The 20339-nt window shown below is 30.2% G+C and carries 18 protein-coding genes; 15 read left to right on the top strand and 3 right to left on the bottom strand.

Translation table 11 applies throughout. The features are described 5' to 3' along the window. The first annotated feature begins 42 nt into the window (after window positions 1-42). From B3630_RS10275 to B3630_RS10260, 4 genes are all read left to right on the top strand, one after another. The gene (locus tag B3630_RS10275; protein WP_346897847.1) at window positions 43-732 is read left to right on the top strand and encodes an HAD-IA family hydrolase; all 690 of its coding nucleotides are present in this window, start codon (window positions 43-45) and stop codon (window positions 730-732) included. Window positions 733-869: 137 nt separating this feature from the next. Continuing rightward, window positions 870-1631, top strand: coding sequence for a Nif3-like dinuclear metal center hexameric protein (locus B3630_RS10270; RefSeq protein ID WP_346897845.1), 762 nt, complete (start codon window positions 870-872; stop codon window positions 1629-1631). Between the two features lie 48 nt (window positions 1632-1679). Next, a complete protein-coding gene (locus B3630_RS10265; protein ID WP_346897843.1) occupies window positions 1680-2207 on the top strand; it encodes a GrpB family protein in 528 nt (175 codons plus the stop codon). A 33-nt stretch (window positions 2208-2240) separates the two neighbouring features. Beyond that, on the top strand, window positions 2241-2783 hold the full coding sequence (locus B3630_RS10260) for a GNAT family protein (protein ID WP_346897841.1): 543 nt from the start codon (window positions 2241-2243) through the stop codon (window positions 2781-2783). A 222-nt stretch (window positions 2784-3005) separates the two neighbouring features. On the opposite strand, the gene B3630_RS10255 is transcribed toward B3630_RS10260, so the two are convergent. Beyond that, window positions 3006-3341: a winged helix-turn-helix transcriptional regulator gene (locus B3630_RS10255; RefSeq protein ID WP_346897839.1), complete on the bottom strand. Its 336-nt coding sequence runs from the start codon at window positions 3339-3341 to the stop codon at window positions 3006-3008. Window positions 3342-3746: 405 nt separating this feature from the next. On the opposite strand from B3630_RS10255, the gene B3630_RS10250 reads away from it, so the two are divergent. The 8 genes from B3630_RS10250 (at window position 3747) to B3630_RS10215 (ending at window position 14847) form a co-directional block, all read left to right on the top strand. Continuing rightward, on the top strand, window positions 3747-5228 hold the full coding sequence (locus B3630_RS10250) for an aldehyde dehydrogenase family protein (RefSeq protein ID WP_346897837.1): 1482 nt from the start codon (window positions 3747-3749) through the stop codon (window positions 5226-5228). Window positions 5229-5531: 303 nt separating this feature from the next. Beyond that, window positions 5532-7727, top strand: a complete 2196-nt coding sequence (locus B3630_RS10245; RefSeq protein ID WP_346897835.1) for a DNA topoisomerase III — start codon at window positions 5532-5534, stop codon at window positions 7725-7727. A gap of 12 nt (window positions 7728-7739) precedes the next feature. Then, entirely contained in the window at window positions 7740-7931 is a 192-nt protein-coding gene (locus B3630_RS10240; protein ID WP_346897833.1) for a YwbE family protein, read from the top strand. A gap of 238 nt (window positions 7932-8169) precedes the next feature. Next, on the top strand, window positions 8170-11064 hold the full coding sequence (locus tag B3630_RS10235) for an EAL domain-containing protein (RefSeq protein ID WP_346897831.1): 2895 nt from the start codon (window positions 8170-8172) through the stop codon (window positions 11062-11064). 299 nt (window positions 11065-11363) lie between these two features. After that, entirely contained in the window at window positions 11364-12002 is a 639-nt protein-coding gene (locus B3630_RS10230) for a hypothetical protein (RefSeq protein ID WP_346897829.1), read from the top strand. Window positions 12003-12013: 11 nt separating this feature from the next. Beyond that, a complete protein-coding gene (locus tag B3630_RS10225; RefSeq protein WP_346897827.1) occupies window positions 12014-12562 on the top strand; it encodes a hemerythrin domain-containing protein in 549 nt (182 codons plus the stop codon). Between the two features lie 208 nt (window positions 12563-12770). After that, window positions 12771-14474, top strand: a complete 1704-nt coding sequence (hcp, locus tag B3630_RS10220) for a hydroxylamine reductase (RefSeq protein ID WP_346897825.1) — start codon at window positions 12771-12773, stop codon at window positions 14472-14474. Window positions 14475-14667: 193 nt separating this feature from the next. Further along, on the top strand, window positions 14668-14847 hold the full coding sequence (locus tag B3630_RS10215) for a DUF1858 domain-containing protein (protein WP_035131910.1): 180 nt from the start codon (window positions 14668-14670) through the stop codon (window positions 14845-14847). Between the two features lie 90 nt (window positions 14848-14937). Here B3630_RS10215 and B3630_RS10210 read toward each other — a convergent pair whose 3' ends face one another. Further along, window positions 14938-16368, bottom strand: coding sequence for a sulfite exporter TauE/SafE family protein (locus B3630_RS10210; RefSeq protein WP_346897823.1), 1431 nt, complete (start codon window positions 16366-16368; stop codon window positions 14938-14940). A gap of 154 nt (window positions 16369-16522) precedes the next feature. Between B3630_RS10210 and B3630_RS10205 the strand changes: the two genes are divergently transcribed. Further along, window positions 16523-17209, top strand: a complete 687-nt coding sequence (locus B3630_RS10205; protein ID WP_346897821.1) for a response regulator transcription factor — start codon at window positions 16523-16525, stop codon at window positions 17207-17209. A gap of 4 nt (window positions 17210-17213) precedes the next feature. Continuing rightward, the gene (locus tag B3630_RS10200) at window positions 17214-18593 is read left to right on the top strand and encodes a HAMP domain-containing sensor histidine kinase (protein ID WP_346897819.1); all 1380 of its coding nucleotides are present in this window, start codon (window positions 17214-17216) and stop codon (window positions 18591-18593) included. Window positions 18594-18674: 81 nt separating this feature from the next. Here B3630_RS10200 and B3630_RS10195 read toward each other — a convergent pair whose 3' ends face one another. Then, on the bottom strand, window positions 18675-19208 hold the full coding sequence (locus tag B3630_RS10195) for a DUF6512 family protein (RefSeq protein WP_346897817.1): 534 nt from the start codon (window positions 19206-19208) through the stop codon (window positions 18675-18677). Between the two features lie 193 nt (window positions 19209-19401). On the opposite strand from B3630_RS10195, the gene B3630_RS10190 reads away from it, so the two are divergent. Beyond that, window positions 19402-20016, top strand: coding sequence for a superoxide dismutase (locus B3630_RS10190; RefSeq protein ID WP_346897815.1), 615 nt, complete (start codon window positions 19402-19404; stop codon window positions 20014-20016). Window positions 20017-20339: the final 323 nt, after the last annotated feature.

Below are 20339 nucleotides of genomic sequence, written 5' to 3'. Positions count from 1 at the left end.
AAGCAATGAAAATGTTTACTGTGGGCTTGGAGGAAATTTATAATGAATATGAACAACATTAAAGCCATTTTATTTGATTCAGGAAGAACCTTAAATGTACCTAGGACAGGGCATTGGTTTATTACACCTAACTTCTTTAATATTATTAACGACACAAGTTTTCAATATACAGAAGATCAATTAAGTGAAGCAATGAATAAAGCCTGTGATCATATTAATAAAATGTTATTAGTAAAAACAGAAGAAGATGAATTTACGATGTTCAAGGAGTTTTATGAAATAGTACTAAAAGAAATAAAATATATGAGTATAAATGAGGAAATAATTAATTCTTTGGCAAGTGATAATGTATATAATGATGATAAATTTTATTTTTTTGATGATGTGGAACCTGGGCTACAAAGATTAAAAGATAAATATATTTTAGGGGTTGTCTCAGATACATGGCCATCCTTAGAAAGAGTATTTATTAATAAGAGTCTAAGAAAATATTTTTCTACATTTGTTATGTCATCAATTTATGGCTCCTATAAAGCTGAAAAGGTACTTTTTAAAATAGCTATTGAAGAAATCGGAGTAAAACCAGAGGAAGTAATTTTTATAGATGATAGTGAATCAAATCTTATTGCGGCAGAAGATTTTGGTATGATTCCAATTCTAATTGATAGATATGATAGGAATGATATTGAAAGTAAGTACCCTATAATTAAATCTTTAAATGATTTAAATTAGTAGAGGATTCGATGATTAAACTAATGACAAGGTAATATTTAATTATGGAATGGGTAGCGAATAATTTAACTTGTACAAGTTTCTGTACTACAGTTGAAAATATACCTGAATGCAAGGAAGAAATTGGAGGGAAGTATATGGACGTTTCACATATTGTTAAAAGAATTAATGAACTTTTTAATGTAACAAGTAAGGAAATCTTTTCTAATGAATCTGGGATTACATATCATGCAGGTAAAAAAGTTAAAAAATTGGGATACTGTGTTAACCTAACCCTTGAAACTATAGAGGAAGCAAGAATTCATGGAGTTGATATGATGGTGACACACCACGATGCATGGGATGAAATATATGGATTAAAAGAGGCATGCAGAGAGAAATTGGAAGAATATGGTATAAGTCATTACTATAATCACTTGCCACTTGATGACTGTAACTTTGGAACAAATGATAGTCTGTTAAAAAAATTGAATTTAGAAAATGTAAAAAGAACCCACCAATGGGAAGGATTATATTTTGGTAGAGTGGCAGAATATGATGAAGAAATTGAGTTTAATGAATTAGTAAAAAAAATTGAAAATCTACTTGAAGAACCAGTTAAGTCTTGGAAGTTTAATGACGAAAAAGTGAAGCGGGTAGGTTTAGTCTGTGGTAATGGAGGGCCAACAGATTGCCTTAAGGAAGCAGTTGAAAATAAGTGTGATGTATACATTGCAGGCGAATGTAATTTGTATACCATTCAATATGCTCAGTTTAAAGGGATCAACCTTATCATCGGTAGTCATACTTTCACTGAGTTCTTTGGAATTCAAAGTTTAGCATTGAAATTGAATGAGAATATAAAAGAGCTTGAAATAGTGAGACTTAATGAAGAGCATTATGAAGCAAATATAAAATAAGTAGGGGTAGGGTATACTACATTAGATGTGTAAAGGAGGTATAAATCTATGTCAATTAGAACAAAAGTTATTGTTATTGAGCCTTATAATGAAAAATGGAAGTTAGAATTTGAAAAAATAAGGGACATGCTAAATTCTTATATTGGAGATTTAGTTTTATCAATTGAGCATGTGGGTAGTACTTCAGTGGAAGGATTATCGGCAAAACCTATCATCGATATAGATGTAGTTATGGATAGTTATGAAGATTTCTCTGAAATAAAGAAGAGGTTAGGAGAAGCTGGATATCATCATGAAGGAAATTTAGGCATTGAAGATAGAGAAGCATTTAGCTATGTGGAAAATAGATTTATGCCATATCACTTATATGTATGTCCTAAAGATGGTAAAGGATATTTAGAGCATATTGCACTAAGAGATTACCTTAGAACAAATAGAGATGCACGAGAGGATTATGCAGCCTTGAAAACAAAGCTAGCTAAAGAATATAGATACGATGCTGATACTTACTGCGAGAGAAAGACAAAATTTATTCAGAAAATTCTAAATAAGACATTATACTCTAACAAGTCATAAGGGTAACTAATTAGAAGAAATGGAGAATATGAAATGATAAGATTAGAGCTAATTAAAAAAGAAGATTTAAATAAAATTGTGGAATGGAATAGCAATAAATCTGCTGATGAGCTATTGCAATGGGCTGGACCATTATATGAGCATCCATTAACCCTTTCTCAAGTAGAAAAGTATTTTTTAGACGAGAAAAATAAGGGCGTAGTGGATACCTACATATATAAGATAGCTACTATTAGTACAGGAGATATTATTGGGACAGTAGAGCTTCGAGAAGTGGATCAAGAAAATAAAGTTGCTAGAGTGTGTAGATTTTTAATTGGAGAAGAGAAGGAAAGAGGCAAGGGTATAGGTGCTTTAGCATTAAAGGAAGTCTTAAGAATTGGGTTTGAAGTTAAAGGATTTGAAAAAATAACTCTTGGAGTTTTTGATTTTAATAAGGGCGCAGTTAGATGCTATGAAAAGGCTGGTTTTGAAATAGAAAAATTAATAAAGGATGCAAGAAAGGCTAAGGATGGTTACTGGAGCCTATATGAAATGTCAGTTTCAAAGTCTAAGTGGATAAAAGAGAATAATTAAATACTGTAACACTCTCACTATTAATATATTCAGATTAAAGAATTAGTATAAAAATTGCCTAATGCTGATTAGCATTAGGCAATTTTTATCCGATGACTACCAGCTATNNAGAGCTGCTACGTCCCTGGATAACGAGTTCTAAGTATCAAAAATACTGATACTAAGAACTCTGTTTATATGTATTTCTTCAATTATTACATAGGTTTAAATAGAAAGATCTAACTAATTTAAATCAGTGTTATCTTCATCCTTTTCTTCAGTATTTAATAAACCAGCATCTAAATATTCACTTCCAAAGGAATGCATCATTTCTAGAATAGGTATGATTTCTTTACCAACTTCAGTTAAACTATATTCAACTTTAGGTGGGACTACAGGATATACTTTTCTAGATATAAGCTTATCTTCTTCTAAACTTCTCAATTGTGAAGTTAGCATTTTTTGAGTTACCTTAGGTAACCTCTTTTTAATATCACTAAATCTCAAGGTACCATAACTTAAGTACCATAAAGTTAATAATTTCCATTTACCAGATAGAAGATTTTGTACCACCACCATGGGGCACGTAGAGTACTTAGTTCATTGATTCCTCATATGACATTCTTCATGTCTAGGAAATATGCATAGCAAATTCTTATCCATTATATTCACCGTCCTAATAGTATATTTATTATATTATAGTATAAAAAATTAACTACATATAAAAAAGTCTATAACATACTCTGCATTATACCATGAATTTTATATATGTTAAATTTTAAATCCACTATTTACATTATTATAAGATTTTCTACTATTATTTACTAATATAATAGTATCATTTATGATACTATGTCACAAAAAGTATAGTTAATGAGAATAAAGTGCCTACTTCCTAGAAAGATATTTTGTGATTATAATAAAATTAAATTAAGAGATAGAAAAAATCTAAATCATTATAAGCGTGGAAAAGGAGGATTTAATATGAATATAAAATTACAAGAAAAATATCAACTATATATTGATGGTCAATGGAGAGAGGCTTCTGATGGAGGGGTATTGAAAACTTACAATCCTGCTACCGGAGAATTCTTAGCTGAAATAGCAGATGCTACAGAAAAAGATGTAGATGATGCAGTTAAAGCAGCTGAAAGAGCTTTTATAACTTGGGGAAAAACAACAGTTGCTGAAAGAGCAGATGTGTTAAACAAAATTGCAGATGTTATTGATGACAATGCAGAGTATTTAGCTACTATTGAAACTATGGATAACGGAAAACCAATTAGAGAAACTACAGGAGCTGATATACCTCTAGCAGCAGATCACTTTAGATATTTTGCTGGAGTTATTCGTTCAGATGAGGGTAGCTCAACAATGCTTGATGAAAATACTTTAAACATAATATTAAGAGAACCAATTGGGATTGTAGGACAAATAGTGCCTTGGAACTTCCCATTCTTAATGGCTGCATGGAAGCTTGCTCCAGTATTGGCAGCAGGAGATGTTTCAGTATTTAAACCATCAAGCACAACTTCATTAAGTGTACTTGAGCTTATGAGATTAATAGAAAATATAGTTCCAAAGGGTGTAATTAATATAGTTACAGGCAGAGGCTCTAAGAGTGGAGAATATCTACAACATCATAAAGGTCTTAATAAATTAGCCTTCACTGGATCAACAGAAGTAGGTAGAAAAATTGGACTTTCAGCAGCTGAAAATATCATTCCCGCAACTCTAGAACTTGGAGGGAAATCTGCTAATATATTCTTTAAAGATGCAGATTTAGATATAGCTTTAGAAGGACTTCAACTAGGAATTCTGTTTAATCAAGGACAAGTTTGCTCAGCGGGATCTAGAATTTTTGTGCAAGAAGATTTTTATGATGAATTTATAGAAAAAGCAGTTAAAGCTTTTGAAAAGGTTAAGGTGGGTAACCCATTAGATAATAATACTCAAATGGGAGCACAAGTAAGTGAGGCTCAACTTAATAAAATTCTTAGTTATGTAGAAATAGGTAAGAAAGAAGGAGCTAAAGTAGCTACAGGTGGAGAAAGATACACTGAAGGCGATGCCGCTAAAGGTTACTTCATGAAACCAACTTTACTTGTTGATGTTACTAATGACATGAGAGTTGCTAGAGAAGAAATCTTTGGACCTGTAGGAGTTGTTATTAAATTCAAGACAATAGATGAAGTAATTGCCATGGCAAATGATAGCGAATACGGTTTAGGTGGAGGGGTATTTACTCGAGACATAAATAAAGCTATACAGGTTGCTAGAGGCATTAGAACAGGCCGTGTATGGGTAAATACTTATAATAGTTTCCCAGCTGGAGCACCATTTGGAGGATATAAGAACTCAGGAATAGGTAGAGAAACTCATAAATCTGTCCTAGATGCTTATACTCAAATGAAGAATATTATGGTTAATTTATCTGAAAAACCAGGTGGAATGTATGTAAAATAGGTTTAATAAATATATTAAGAAGGCTATGGACTTTGGTTCATAGCCTTATTTTACCATTTATCTCTTTATCCGATGACTACCAGCTCTAATACTCCTATCTTCTTAAAAATGGGAGTAAAGAGCTGCTACGTCCCTGGATAAGGATTTCCCCTAAAGGACAACGATTTCTAAGTATCAAAAATACTGATACAAAGAACTCTCTTTATACTAAGGTAAAGTATGATATAATACAAAAGATAAGATTTTGATTAATAAGTAAATAATACTTAATATAGATACTGTAGATAAGAGAGGAAGTAAAAGATGGGAAAAATATTAGTACTAGCAGAGAAACCTTCGGTAGGTAGAGACTTAGCTAAGGTTTTAAAATGCAATCAGAGTAAGGGTGCATACATAGAGGGAAGTAAGTATGTGGTAACTTGGGCACTAGGTCATTTAGTGGGGCTACAAGATCCTGAGGACTATGATGCCAAATATAAAAAATGGAGCATGGAAACTTTGCCAATGATTCCAAAGCATATGAAACTTACAGTTTTAAAAAAGACCCAAAAGCAGTTTTATGAAGTAAAAAAGCAAATGCTAAGAAATGATATAGATGAGATAGTTATTGCAACAGATGCGGGAAGAGAAGGAGAGTTAGTGGCACGTTGGACAATAGAAAAGGCTGGAGTAAAAAAACCACTAAAGAGATTATGGATTTCTTCTCAAACTGATAAGGCAATTTTAGACGGATTTAAAAATTTAAAACCAGGTAAAGATTATAATAATTTATATAAGGCAGCGGTGTGTAGAGCAGAGGCAGATTGGCTTGTAGGACTTAATGTTACTCGTGCCCTTACTTGTAAATACAATGCTCAGCTTTCAGCAGGAAGAGTTCAATCTCCGACCTTAGCCATGATAGTTCAAAGGGAAGAAGATATTAAAAACTTTATTCCTAAGGATTACTATACAATTACTGCCAAGGCTAAAGAATTTTCACTACAGTGGGTTGATAAGAATAATTATCAAAGCACTTTTAATGAGGAAGTAGCTAATAAAACCCTAGTTAAGGTTAGAGGTCAAGAAGCAAGTATTATAGATGTAACTGAAAGCTTAAAGAAAAAGCCAGCTCCTGCTCTTTATGATTTAACAGAGCTTCAAAGAGATGCCAACAAAATTTGGGGATATTCTGCAAAGCAGACCCTTTCTATAATGCAAAGACTTTATGAAAATCATAAGATATTAACTTATCCAAGGACGGATTCAAGATATATAACTACAGATATAGTAGCTACACTTCCAGAGAGATTAAGAGCTATATCTATAGGAGCATATAGAGCAGCAGCTACAAATATACTAAAGGGTAAGATTACTCCAAGCAAGAGCTTTGTAGATAATAGTAAAGTATCAGATCACCATGCCATAATTCCTACAGAGCAAAGTCCTAATATGTCTAACTTAAGTTCAGAGGAAAGAAATATTTATGATTTAGTAGTCAAGAGATTTTTAAGTGTTATGATGCCACCTTTTGAATATTTACAAACTAATATAGTGACAGAAATAGCTGGAGAGAAGTTTGTAGCTAAAGGAAAAGTTATAAAATCTAAGGGATGGAAAGCACTATATGATAGAGAAGATATGGGGGAGCCTAGCGAAGAAGATGGGTTAAAGGATCAAGTACTTCCAAAGCTTAATATTGGAGATAAATTAAAGATAAACTCTGTAGATATAAATAAAGGTAAAACTAAGCCACCAGCAAGATTTAACGAGGGAACATTACTTTCAGCTATGGAAAATCCACATAAATATATTAATGTGGGTAAAGATGCAGCAAAGACTTTAAATGCAACTGGTGGATTAGGTACTGTAGCTACAAGAGCAGATATTATAGAAAAATTATTTAACTCATTTTCTATAGAAAAAAGAGGTAAGGAAATAGTTCCAACATCTAAGGGGAAACAACTTATAGAATTAGTTCCAAGTGACCTTAAGTCACCACTTTTAACAGCTAAGTGGGAAAGTCAGCTAGAGGATATTAGCAAAGGCAAGGAAGATGCCATGGACTTCATTGTAGAGATGAGAAGATATTCAAGAGCTCTAGTTGAAGATGTTAAAGTCAATGGTAATAAGTTTGTTCATGAAAATGTCACAGGTGCAAAATGCCCTAAGTGCGGAAAATACATGTTAGAGGTTAAGACTAAAACTGGAGTTATGAATGTGTGCCAAGATAGAGAATGTGGTCACAGAGAAGGTGTTAGTAGAACTACCAATGCTCGTTGTCCAGAGTGTAAGAAAAAACTTACCCTTAAAGGACACGGAGAAGGTCAAATCTATGTATGTCCAGGGGCAAACTGTAGCTTTAGAGAAAAGGCATCCCAGTTTAATAAGAGATTTGAAAAAGGTGGAAAAGTTGATAAGAGGGATGTTAATAACTATATGAAGAAAATGAAAAAAGAAGCAGAACAAGAAGCCGCTAATGATAATCCATTTGCAGCTCTTGGAGATCTATTCAAGAAGTAAGGAGAAATAAATATGGATGGAACTAAAAGAGCAGATATAAAAATAGGCTCAAAGGTATTAGTAGTAAAGAAGGAAGATCAACGCACTGGAAAATTGACCGAGGGAACAGTTACAAGGTTATTAACTAATTCTTCAGTACATCCAAGAGGTATTAAGGTAATGCTTGAAGGTGGAGTAGTTGGTAGAGTTCAAGAAATTAGATAGAAATGCATTAGGATGGTCATCAAATTTTTAATTTTTGTAATATAATTATATTTTTAAAAGAAATTAAAACAGGTTTTAGATTTGAATTTATGAATCTAAAACCTGTTTTTTATAGGAGAAAGTGAAATAAAAATTTTATTTCATTATTATAATAAATGTTGCTTTAAGATATAATTTTAAAGTACGATAATTATAGTGGTATGCAAATATATTATTATTTGCAATAGGAAAAGAGGATATGATGAGAAAATTTAAGTTACTGTGCTTAACACTAATGTTTTTGATAATTACAAATATAGCTATGACGATGATAGCGTTTTCAGATACTGAGAGCAACACAATTAAAGTGGGTTATTATGATTATCCTTCTTTCATTGAAAAAGATAAAGATGGACTTTTTTCAGGGTATGGAGTAGAGTATCTTGAGGAAATATCAAAATATACTAATTGGAATTATGAATATGTATATGATACATGGCCGGAACTATTAGACAAGCTATCTAAAGGAGAGATAGATTTGTTATGTGGTGCTCAGTACACTGAGGATAGAAGCAAGATATATGACTATGTAGAATATTCAAATGGAATAGAACTTACAACTATGTATGTTTCAAGTAAAAATAACAGTGTATTTTATGAGGATTTTGAAGCATTCAATGGCTTGAAAATAGGGTTTTTAAAGGAAAGTTTTCAAAATACAGTCTTTGAAGGTTATGCAAAACAAAATAATTTCTCTTATGAAAAAGTATACTATGATTTTGAAGAAGAAATGATAGTGGATATGGAATCAGGTAATGTGGATGCTATAGTTTTGGGAAGCATTTCAAATCAGAATAGTGGTAGATTAGTTGCCAAATGCGATATTCACCCTTTTTATTATATAACGCAAAAGGGTAATAATGATCTCATCAATGAACTTAATGAAGCATTAAGGAAGATAAGACTAGATGATTTAAATTTTGATATGAAATTACAAGAAAAATATTATGGTAATAGTATTTTAAATCAACAACCGTTACTTACTCCAAGAGAGGTTGACTTTATAAAAAGAAAGCCGGTGTTAAAAGTGGCTTATAAAGATTATTTAAGTCCTATAGAATATAGGAGTAGTAAGGGTGACTTCTCTGGAATAGTAAGAGATATGTTAGAAGAAATCTCTAGAAAAATAGGTATAGAATTTGAATATGTTCAGGTAAAAAATACGGAAGAAGCTATAAAGTTAATGGCAAATGGAAAAGTAGATTTAATAGCTAGTGAATCGAGTATTGAAAAAAACACAAATTCTAGAGATATTATATTAACTAACCCATATATATCCTTACCTTTAGTTATAGTTGGAAAAGGAGAAGAATATATAAAAACAGAGAATGTGGATATAGCTATACCTACTGATATGAAAATTAACAAAGAAGCTTTTGCAAACAAATTTGGACAATATAACATTGAGTATTATGATGATTATATTAGCTGTATTAATGCGGTTAAGTCGGGAAAAGTAGATATAACAGTATTAGATAGCTACACAGCTAATATTGCTATTAGCCGTATAAAAGATAATAATTTAAAAACAATGAATATTGGAAGTTTAAGTTATAATATATCAATTGGAGTAAATCCTAATATAGATTCATTAGTAATACCTATACTTAATAAGGCTATTAATGTTATAGATGAAAAAACTAGGGTAGATATTATTATGAAAAATGTAGTACAAGAATCTATTCCAATAAATTTAAAGGTAGTACTAGTTAAATATAGATTAGAAATTATTATTTTTATATCTTTATTAGTAATAATATCTCTTTTGATATTTTTTTATGTAAAACAACGAAGAACAAAGGATTATGAAAAAATGGCATTTACAGATCCACTTACAGGTCTATGGAATGCTAATAAGTTTAAAGTTAGAGCTAAAAAGATACTTGAGACTAATAAAGGAAAATCCTATGCTCTTATATACAGTGACATAGATAAATTTAAGTTTATAAATGATAATTTAGGATATGAAGAAGGAGATAAAATTATTTGTGCAATATCCAATAAATTATACAACTCAATGGGTGAAAATGAAATTTTTGCAAGGGTATCTGCGGATAATTTTTTAATACTTGTAAAATACACAAATAAAAAAGAATTAATTGATAGGTTAACAAAATTTGAAAATATTTTTAGACAATTAGAAAAGGTTTTTGCAAAAAATTATAGGTTAATAGTTGTGAGTGGGATCTATATATTTAATTCTAATGGTATGGTGGTTGAAGATATTATCAATAAAGCTAATATAGCACGTAAATCAGTTAAGGGTTCTCATACAAATAAAATTGCCTTTTATGATAAGTGTTTTGAAAATAAAATTATTGAGGAATTAGAAATAGAAAATAAAATGTATAAGGCCCTTATAAATAGAGAATATAAGGTTTATTATCAACCTAAATATGATTTAAATACAGAGAAAATTGTAGGTGCTGAGGCCTTAGTTAGGTGGCAGGATCCTGAGAAAGGGTTAATTCCTCCAGTAAAATTTATACCTTTGTTTGAGAAAAATGGGTTTATAGTAAACTTAGATATGTATGTTTATAAAAGTGTATTGCAGTGTTTAAGAGAAAGATTAGATAATGGAGAAAGTGTAGTTCCAATATCATTAAATGTTTCTAGATTTCATGTTAATAATCCCAATATAGTCAAGGATATCAATGAGTTAGTTAAAAGCTATAACATAGATCCTAAATTGGTAGAGTTTGAATTAACGGAAAGTGCTTTTATGAAAAATGCTGATAGGCTTATAGAAAAAATGATAGGTTTAAAAAAGGTAGGATTTAAAATCTCTGTTGATGATTTTGGATCTGGATTTTCATCATTAAATCTTTTAAAAGAGTTTCCAGCTAATACCTTAAAGATAGATAAAGCATTTTTAGATGAAACAACTAATTCACAGAGGAGTAAAGATATTGTTAAAAGTATAGTTGATATGGCGAAAAATATTAATATGGAAGTAATTTGTGAAGGGGTAGAAACGAGAGAACAGGCGGATTTCTTAAAAGAGATAGGATGTGAAATGGCCCAAGGATATTTATTTGCAAAACCTATGCCTAGGGAAGATTTTGAAGAACTATTAAATTTAAATTATATATAGGATAAATATATAAATTATAAGCCGATATATCATAAAAAGTTTTGATATATTGGTTTTTAATTTGATTTGGTAACCGATGTTACCGAATTTACAAAGATATTAATATAAACTCATAGATGTAGAGATTAATAAAATATAATCTGCTTATAAAGGTTAATATAAATTAAGCAGGTTAAAATATATTTAACTAAAGTATTATGATTTACAATTATATTCAAATTAGCGCTATAAAGCAATTTCAATATAGAAGATAAACATGATTTGAGTTTTAAAATTATTTAAATGTAGGAGGAGAAAATATGAGTTTATATCTTGGAAAAGTACATTATTGGTTATTTAACAAAATATTATGGTTTGAAGGATTAGAGGAAGAAATAATTAATCTAGCTAAGGAAGAGGGACTAGATGTATCTTCATTAGCTAAGGAGATTAATGAAAATCATGGAGAAAAACTGCCAAATCTTCCTTTAGAAGATATGATAGATACAAGTAACATCCATGGGTGGCTACAAGGAAAAATACATTCAGCAGAGGGAAGAATGGCAGCTTGGACAACTAAATTACTAAATAGTAATGAAAAAGTTAAGGCTAAATTAGAAAATATTTATATTCATCAAGGAATGAAAGCAGCTAAGGAAGTTAAAGAAAAATTAGATCCAGCAAGTAATGCTATGGATATATATGATAGAATAAATGACTATATATTAGATGGAATGCCATGTGATAGAGTGAATGAGGTTCTAGTGTGTACGGAAGATATGGTACAGTGGAGTAGAAGAATTTGTGTTCATAAGGACATATGGAATAGAGAATCTGGAGATGTTTCTTATTTCTATAGCTTAAGAGGACTATGGATTAAGGCCTTTGTTAATGAAGTTAATGGTAACTATGAATACGAGGAATTAGGAGATGGAACTCAAATCATTAAAAAAAAGTAGGAGGAGAAAAGATGAATGCTATAGATTTAATGATGGAAGAGCATAAGTATATTAAACGTATGCTTACTGTAGTTAGAAAAGCTACTTACAAATCTCTAGAAGAAAAAAATGTAAACTATGAAGATTTCTATAAGATGATAGATTTCATTAGAAAGTATGCAGATGCACATCACCATAAAAAAGAAGAAGTAATTCTTTTTAATAAGATGGTGGAGGAGCTTGGACTTATTGCAGAGAAGACTGTGAAATATGGTATGCTTGTAGAACATGATTTGGGAAGACTTTATATTACAGGACTAAGTGAAGCACTTGAAAATTTAAAATTAGGTAATAAAGAAGCTATATTAGATGTTATTGCTAATGCCATTTCTTATACTCATCTTTTAGAAAGGCATATAGATAAAGAAGATAATGTAATATATAAATTTGCTACTAGAGAATTAAAGCAAGAAATCATTGATAAAGTAAATGCAGAGTGTGTTGAATTTGAAGATGCAAATACTGAGGTTATGAAAAAATATACTTCAATATTAGAGGAGTTAGAGAAAAAATATCTTTAATATTTGGAATGATGAACTTTAAGTACATGAGAATTTGTGCTTAAAGTTCATTTTATTTGTTTTTATTGACATCTAAATTTTATTTACATATTAAAATACATATTCTTTTGAATTTTGGTAACGAATGTTACCGAATATTGTTTTGTACTTTAGTATACTTTAACTTGTGAAAAGCAATAATAACAATTTAATAGGAGATGAGAAATTTATGTCAATGTTTTGTTATCAATGTCAAGAGACAGCAGGATGTAAAGGCTGTACTATAAAAGGTGTTTGTGGTAAAGATGAGCAAGTTGCAAAGGCTCAAGATTTATTAGTATATGTAACTAAAGGATTAGCTATCGTAAGTAATGAAGGAAGAAAAGTAAATGTTATTGATAGTGTAGTAGATAAATATATTACAGAAAATTTATTTATTACTATTACTAATGCTAACTTCCATAGAGATGCTATTTTAAATAGAGTAAAAGAAACTTTAAAATTAAGAGAAACTTTAAAAAGAAAAGTCGTTAGTGCTGGAGGACAAGTTGGAGAAGTAAAAATAACTGGAGGCTTCTTTAAAAAGATATTTGGTCTACAAAAGAAAGAAATAGTAATGGCAGATGCAGTAGCTTGGACAGCAGATAATACTATAGAATTTGACGCTAAAGCTGAAAAAGTTGGAGTGCTTGCTACAGAAAATGAAGATATTAGAAGTCTAAGAGAACTTATAACTTATGGATTAAAAGGATTATCAGCATATATGAAGCATGCTATGAACCTAAAATATAATGAGAGAGAAATTCATGGATTTATGGCTAAGGCATTAGCTGCAACTTTAGATGATAGTTTAACTGTTGATGATTTAGTAGCACTTGCATTAGAAGCAGGAAAATATGGAGTAGATGGTATGGCATTATTAGATAAAGCCAATACTGAAACCTATGGACATCCAGAAATAACAACTGTAGATATTGGAGTTAGAAAAAATCCAGGAATATTAATTTCAGGACATGACTTAAAGGATCTAGAGATGTTGTTAGAGCAGACAGAAGGAACAGGGGTAGATGTTTATACTCATGGTGAAATGCTTGCTGGACAATACTATCCTAAGTTTAAAAAATATAAACATTTTGCAGGAAACTATGGAAATGCATGGTGGAAGCAAAAGGAAGAGTTTGAAAAGTTCAATGGTCCAATTCTTATGACTACAAACTGTATAGTAATTCCAGATAAGTCTTATAAGAATAGATTATTTACAACTGGTGCAACTGGAATGCCAGGATGTGCACATATAGAAGCTGATAGAGATGGCATAAAAGATTTTTCTAAGATTATAGAAATGGCTAAAAAGTGTAAAGCACCTACAGAGATAGAAAAGGGACAAATAGTTGGTGGATTTGCTCACAATCAAGTATTAGCTTTGGCTGATAAGGTTGTGGAGGCTGTTAAAACTGGAGCTATAAAAAGATTCTTTGTTATGGCTGGTTGTGATGGAAGAGCCAAATCAAGAAACTACTATACTGAATTTGCTGAAAAACTACCAAAGGATACAGTTATCTTAACAGCGGGTTGTGCAAAGTATAAGTATAATAAATTAAACCTAGGAGATATAGGAGGAATTCCAAGAGTTCTAGATGCAGGACAATGTAATGATTCTTATTCCTTAGTTGTTATAGCTCTAAAACTTAAAGAAGTCTTTGGGCTTGATGATGTAAACGCCCTACCAATATCATATAATATTGCATGGTATGAGCAAAAAGCAGTAATAGTATTATTATCACTATTATACCTAGGGGTTAAAAATATTCATCTAGGACCAACATTACCAGCATTCTTATCACCAAATGTTGCTAAAGTTCTTGTAGATAACTTTGGTATTGGTGGAATAACTAATGTAGAAGATGATATGAAAATGTTCATGGAAAGCTAGAATTACAAGTAATGAGGTATTCAAAGGTAAGCGGAGTTTACCTTTGAATACTTTTTTTATAAAAATCTTCTATTCTGTAACCTATGTTACCGAATATAGCAGAGTGTTTTAGTATACTTTAACTTGTAAGAGATACTAATAATTTTAAATTATTAGTTATATATAAAAATTCAAATTATAGGAGGAAAAGAATATGATAAATAAAGATATGACAATAGGTGAAGTTATAAGAATGAAAGAAGGAGCTCCTGAAATTTTAATGAGTTTTGGTATGGGTTGCGTAGGTTGCCCATCAGCTCAAGCAGAAACTCTTGCAGAAGCTGCTATAGTTCATGGATTAGACATAGAGAAATTATTAGCTGCATTAAATTAGTTTTAAAGAGTTAATTAAAAGTAGATATTATATAAAATGCACATAAAAAAGAAGTATTAAAGGGAAATTTCCTTAATACTTCTTTTTTTATTAATGGCAAGAAAAACCACCATTAAAAAATTGGTTATTAGAATCATTAGAAGGATAATAAAATTCACTATCTATATCCTTTTGTATAGTAGAATCATTTATAGAATTTAAATCATCTACTACCTTTATTGTTCCTCTAAGCATGCCCATCCAACAGCTGTAGTTTATGTCTCCAGCGTCTGGAGTAAATTCTATTACATTTTCTCCAGAGGATAGAGTCTTTTCAATATTCATAGATGGAATAACAATTTTATTATTACAGAAGTTAATACTTTCACCATCAATTATAAACTCTGTAGGAATTCCCTTTTGAATATAAACTACATTTGGAGTATATCCTTGATTATTAGCTACAATCCTTATAACTTGCTTTCCGTTAGAAATTGTTGCTTTACTAGCTGAAGATTTATCGGATATAGTTGTATTATTATTTCCACCTAAAGATAAGGAATTAGGCATTAAATTAACTCCTATTAAAGACAAGCCACGATTAGCCATAATAATACCTAAAATTATGATAATACCACCACTGTATTTAATTAATCTTTTGGAATTTTTTTGACTAAGTACATTAGCAATAGCTCCAAAGCCTAGCATTAAAGGAATTGTACCTAGGGCAAAGAAAAACATTGAAGTTGCACCAGCTATGACACTTCCAGAAGCTAGAGCATAAAGCTGCATTGTTTGTAGGGGACCACAAGGCATAAACCCATTTAGAAATCCTACTATAAGAGGGTTTCTAAATTTTTTCTGGGAGTTACAGTTACTCCAAGGAAGCTTTATAGAAAATTTTCTAAGGGCTTTAAAACCATATAAGTTTAAACCCATAATTACCATAAATACACCTGCAACTATTGCTATGAAGCCTTGAGTTCCAAAGGAAAGAGAAAAAGCTTTACCAATACCACCTACTATACCACCTAAAACCGTATAAGAAATTAAACGGCCTAAATTATACATAAGTCCAGGTTTAAATTTGTTTTTTTCAGGTACAATAGAAGATGTAATACTTTGGGACATCATTATTCCACCACACATACCCACACAGTGTAGAGATGTGAAAACACCAATGGTAAATAGAGCAATGTAACTAACTTTACTACTTAAAGCAGAAGACATATCAAATACGCCAGTACCTTTGCCAAGGCGTATCATAAGTAAAGCTATAAGGACTATTCCCATAATGGGTAAAAGTTCTGAGTTACTCTTTTTTTTATCACTAGTAACTTTGTAGCCGGATTTTTCAATGGTAGAAACTATGGTAGAATAGGATACTTTCTCAGCATCATATTCTACATGGACAGTTCCCTTAGAATAGTTTGCTTTTACAATTGTAACTCCTGAAAGCTTTTTTAAATGTCTTATTATAGTATTCTCACAGGAAGTACATACCATATTATCAATATTTAGAGTTATGGATTTATTAGACAAAATTATCACCTCATACATAATTTTAAGATAGTAGCTAAAGTATATATTTAAGTTGTGTAGATTTTATGGAGGAATTCTACATAGAATCTTCATAATGATTTATTATAATTAGGAAGTATATTATAATAATTTTTAAAATAATGGAGGAGTATAGATGCAAGTAGATATACTTATTGTAGAAGATGAAGTTAAGATTTTAGAAGTTTTGGAAGCATATCTAAAGAATGCTGGTTATGGTGTTATAACAGCAATTAATGGACGTGAAGCAATAGATAAATATAAACAATACAATCCTAAATTGATAATCCTAGATCTAATGTTACCAGATATATCAGGAGAAAAAATTTGTGAAATCATAAGAAAGGAATCAGAGGTGCCTATAATAATGTTGACAGCCAAGGTAGAGGAAGAAAGCATCTTGAAGTGTTTTTCTCTAGGTACTGATGATTATATTACTAAACCATTTAGCCCTAAGCAGGTAGTGGCTAGAGTAAATGCTGTGCTAAAAAGAGCCTCGAATTATAAACAAGATAATATTCTAAGCTTTAATAAGGGAAACTTAGTTATAAACTTAGATACTTATGAGGTGAGACAAGGTAATAATTTAATAGAATTAACTCCTTCAGAGTTCAAGATACTTTTAACTTTATGTGAAAGTCCAAAGAAAGTATTTACTAGAGGAGAACTCCTTGATCGAGCTCTAGGGGATGATAGCGATGTTTATGATAGAATAATAGATTCTCATATAAAAAATTTAAGAAGTAAGATAGAGGATAATAGTAAAAATCCTAAATATGTATTAACAGTTCATGGCATTGGATATAAGTTTGGTGGTGAATAATTTAATGAAATTAAAACATAGACTTACTTTGATTTTTCTATTATTCTCTATGACAATTATTCTTTTGATTAGTTTTTCATCTCATATATTTATGAAGAAAAACTTTAATAGATATCTAGAGGATGCTATAGCAGGAAGAAAAAAAGTATTGATTAAAAATATAAGTAATACTTATAAAAATGGACAGTGGGATAATAAAAATATAGAAAGCATAGGACTTGAAGCTATAAATAATGGATTTATTATAAGTATTAAAGATATTTCAGATAATGTAATATGGAGTGCTAAAACTCATAATAGTAGTATGTGTGAAGCAATGATGGATAAGATGGGTTACAATATGAGTATTGTAAATCCAGGATATAAAGGTGATTATACTGAGGAAGTATATAATTTGAAAATAGATGACAAAGCTGCGGGAATTCTTGAAATAGGCTACTATGGTCCCTTTTATTACAATGATTCTGATGTGATTTTTTTAAAAACTTTAGATAATATATTAATTTTTGTGGGGATTTTTTCTTTATGCATTTCCATATTTATAGGTGTTTTAATTTCTACTTCTATAAGTAAGCCTATAGGAAGTGTAGTTAAAGCCACAAATTTTATAGCTACAGGGAAATATAAAAATAAAATTAAAGAGGAAAGCAATATAAAAGAAATTAAAGAGATGATTAGTTCAGTAAACACTTTAGCTAATAGTTTAGATGAAGAGGAAAAGATAAGAAAAATTTTGACTAAGGATATATCCCATGAACTTAGGACTCCATTAACTACCATGCAAGGACAACTGGAGGCATTAATAGATGGAATTTGGGAACCAACCGAAGAAAGGCTACAAAGTATTCATGAGGAAGTACAAAGATTAAGTAGGTTAGTTGGTTCTTTAGAACATCTCTCTAGATACGAAAGTGAAGATTTAATTTTAAATAAAAGTGAAGTAAATATAAAGAATCTAATGGAAATGATTCTAATTAATTTTGAAAAGCAACTTCATGATAAAAATATAAGTGTGAACAATAAATCAGAAAATTTTATTATAAATATAGATAGAGATAAAATTACTCAAGCATTAGTAAATATTATTTCAAATGGAATAAAGTATACTGAATTTGGGGGAATAATTAAAATTACATGCCATAAAGAAAGGAATATAACGATAATACACATAAAGGATAGTGGCATAGGAATTTCCAAAGAACATTTACCTTATATTTTTCAGCGTTTTTATAGAGCTGATGAATCAAGAACTAGAGCTACGGGAGGAGCTGGCATAGGTCTCACCATATCTAAGGCAATAATAGAAGCTCATGAAGGAAATATAAAAGTTAAAAGTGAAGTTAACAAAGGAACGGAATTTATTATAGAAATACCTAAGGTATAATAAATTTTAAAATGACTGTATAAAATATTAACATTAAGTTAATTTTAATACAGTCATTTTAATAATATTTATTGTGAGAGTTTAATTCTTGATACCATAGGAATTAGATACTGGACAATAAAATATAGGTAATTTAGGTGGAGAATAAGTAAACAGATAAAATATGAATGTAGCACCAACTAACATAATAATGGCTATTTTATTCATGATTGGTGGAAATTCAGGTAATAACATCAAGTTGTAACTTACTAATAGTCCTATTATAATACTAATTTCAAAGATAATTAAATCCTTTATAAGGGAGTGAGAGTCATTTTTTTTAAGAGTCCCATAGTAAAGAATTAACATTGAAATTGTGGTTACAATGGCGCTTAGAGTCTTTGCAAAGAGAAAATTATTTGCGTATTCACCCACAAAAAAATATTCTATAATAGCAAAGATTAGAGGGGACCAAAAGGTAAGTTTACAGTGTTCCCAAATACTTTCATTAACAGCAAAAATTCCAGAGGTAAAGGATAGCTTATTTGTTGCTTCATAGCCAAAATGTATTAATGTTCCTATTAGGAAAATCATAATTGCACCAATGCATTCCCACATAAATAGCGTGGATTTCATAAAATATCTCTCCTTAATTATTAATTTTAAAAATAAATTTGTAACATATTAATGTATATGAAGTATTAATGAATAATATATTAAATAAATTATAATAATAAATTGTAAGTAAAAATTTTTATTAGTGCTTATATGGAGGAAAAGTGGTAAAATATAAGCATATGTTATAAATGGAAAGGGTAGGTGGATTAAAATGACATATGATAAAATTAAATTACCTTATGAATACAATGGGTTAGAGCCACATATTGATGCTTTAACAGTAGAAACTCACTACGGCAAACATTTACAAACATACGTAAATAATCTTAACAAATTGCTTGAAGGACATGAAGCTCTTACTGAAGGTAAAACTTTAGAACAATTGTTAGAGAATTTAGATAGTATTCCAAATGAAATTCGTCAAGGAGTTATTAATCAAGGTGGAGGGGTGGCAAACCACAACTTTTACTTTAGTATTTTAACACCAGGTGGAAAAGGTGAACCAAAGGGAGAATTACTTGAAAAAATCAATAAAGCCTTTGGAAGCGTTGCTAATATGAAAGAAGCTGTTTCTAAAGCTGCTATTGGACAATTTGGTTCAGGCTATGGATGGCTAGTTTTAAATGGTGATGGTGAGCTAGAAGTTATGGCTACCTTAAATCAAGAATCTCCTTTAAGTAAAGGTAAAAAACCACTTGTAACAATCGACGTTTGGGAACATGCTTATTATTTAAAATATAAGAATGTAAGACCAGATTACGTTAATAGTATTTGGAACTTATTTAACTGGGATAAGATTCAAGAAGTATATGAAAGCTATAAATAATTTAGTTTAACATTGTATAACCAAGGCTTAAAGCCTTGGTTATTTTAATATAAAGAGGTGTAAACTAATTATAATATAGCAGTTAAATATATTTATAAAATCTTTATGTTTTATTTATGATATTTTTAATATGTATCTATTGTGTATAACACGATACTATGATAATATAAGAGTGTAAGGGTACTATGTAAAACGTAGTACCAAATTTAAAAGGGACTACTATGTTTTACATAGTTAAGTTGCTAAAGTTTTAGAAGGGTTGTGTAATACACAGTAACTTCTATATTTTTTAAGATACTATTGTGTTTTACATAGTATAAGGA

This window comes from Clostridium sp. UBA7503, from assembly GCF_002477055.1.
In the GTDB taxonomy this organism is placed as follows: domain Bacteria; phylum Bacillota; class Clostridia; order Clostridiales; family Clostridiaceae; genus Clostridium_J; species Clostridium_J sulfidigenes.
Note: the sequence above shows the minus strand (reverse complement) of the source record. Positions and strands in the feature narration are given on the sequence as shown.

Bases quoted from the DNA above. Each gene is read 5' to 3' on its own strand.
- B3630_RS10230 (WP_346897829.1), top strand. From the start codon at position 11,364: ATGAGTTTATATCTTGGAAAAGTACATTATTGGTTATTTAACAAAATA.
- B3630_RS10200 (WP_346897819.1), top strand. From the start codon at position 17,214: ATGAAATTAAAACATAGACTTACTTTGATTTTTCTATTATTCTCTATG.
- B3630_RS10275 (WP_346897847.1), top strand. From the start codon at position 43: ATGAATATGAACAACATTAAAGCCATTTTATTTGATTCAGGAAGAACC.
- B3630_RS10250 (WP_346897837.1), top strand. From the start codon at position 3,747: ATGAATATAAAATTACAAGAAAAATATCAACTATATATTGATGGTCAA.
- B3630_RS10265 (WP_346897843.1), top strand. From the start codon at position 1,680: ATGTCAATTAGAACAAAAGTTATTGTTATTGAGCCTTATAATGAAAAA.
- B3630_RS10215 (WP_035131910.1), top strand. From the start codon at position 14,668: ATGATAAATAAAGATATGACAATAGGTGAAGTTATAAGAATGAAAGAA.
- B3630_RS10270 (WP_346897845.1), top strand. From the start codon at position 870: ATGGACGTTTCACATATTGTTAAAAGAATTAATGAACTTTTTAATGTA.
- B3630_RS10245 (WP_346897835.1), top strand. From the start codon at position 5,532: ATGGGAAAAATATTAGTACTAGCAGAGAAACCTTCGGTAGGTAGAGAC.
- B3630_RS10255 (WP_346897839.1), bottom strand. From the start codon at position 3,341: ATGGTGGTGGTACAAAATCTTCTATCTGGTAAATGGAAATTATTAACT.
- hcp (WP_346897825.1), top strand. From the start codon at position 12,771: ATGTCAATGTTTTGTTATCAATGTCAAGAGACAGCAGGATGTAAAGGC.
- B3630_RS10195 (WP_346897817.1), bottom strand. From the start codon at position 19,208: ATGAAATCCACGCTATTTATGTGGGAATGCATTGGTGCAATTATGATT.
- B3630_RS10235 (WP_346897831.1), top strand. From the start codon at position 8,170: ATGATGAGAAAATTTAAGTTACTGTGCTTAACACTAATGTTTTTGATA.
- B3630_RS10190 (WP_346897815.1), top strand. From the start codon at position 19,402: ATGACATATGATAAAATTAAATTACCTTATGAATACAATGGGTTAGAG.
- B3630_RS10205 (WP_346897821.1), top strand. From the start codon at position 16,523: ATGCAAGTAGATATACTTATTGTAGAAGATGAAGTTAAGATTTTAGAA.
- B3630_RS10225 (WP_346897827.1), top strand. From the start codon at position 12,014: ATGAATGCTATAGATTTAATGATGGAAGAGCATAAGTATATTAAACGT.
- B3630_RS10240 (WP_346897833.1), top strand. From the start codon at position 7,740: ATGGATGGAACTAAAAGAGCAGATATAAAAATAGGCTCAAAGGTATTA.
- B3630_RS10260 (WP_346897841.1), top strand. From the start codon at position 2,241: ATGATAAGATTAGAGCTAATTAAAAAAGAAGATTTAAATAAAATTGTG.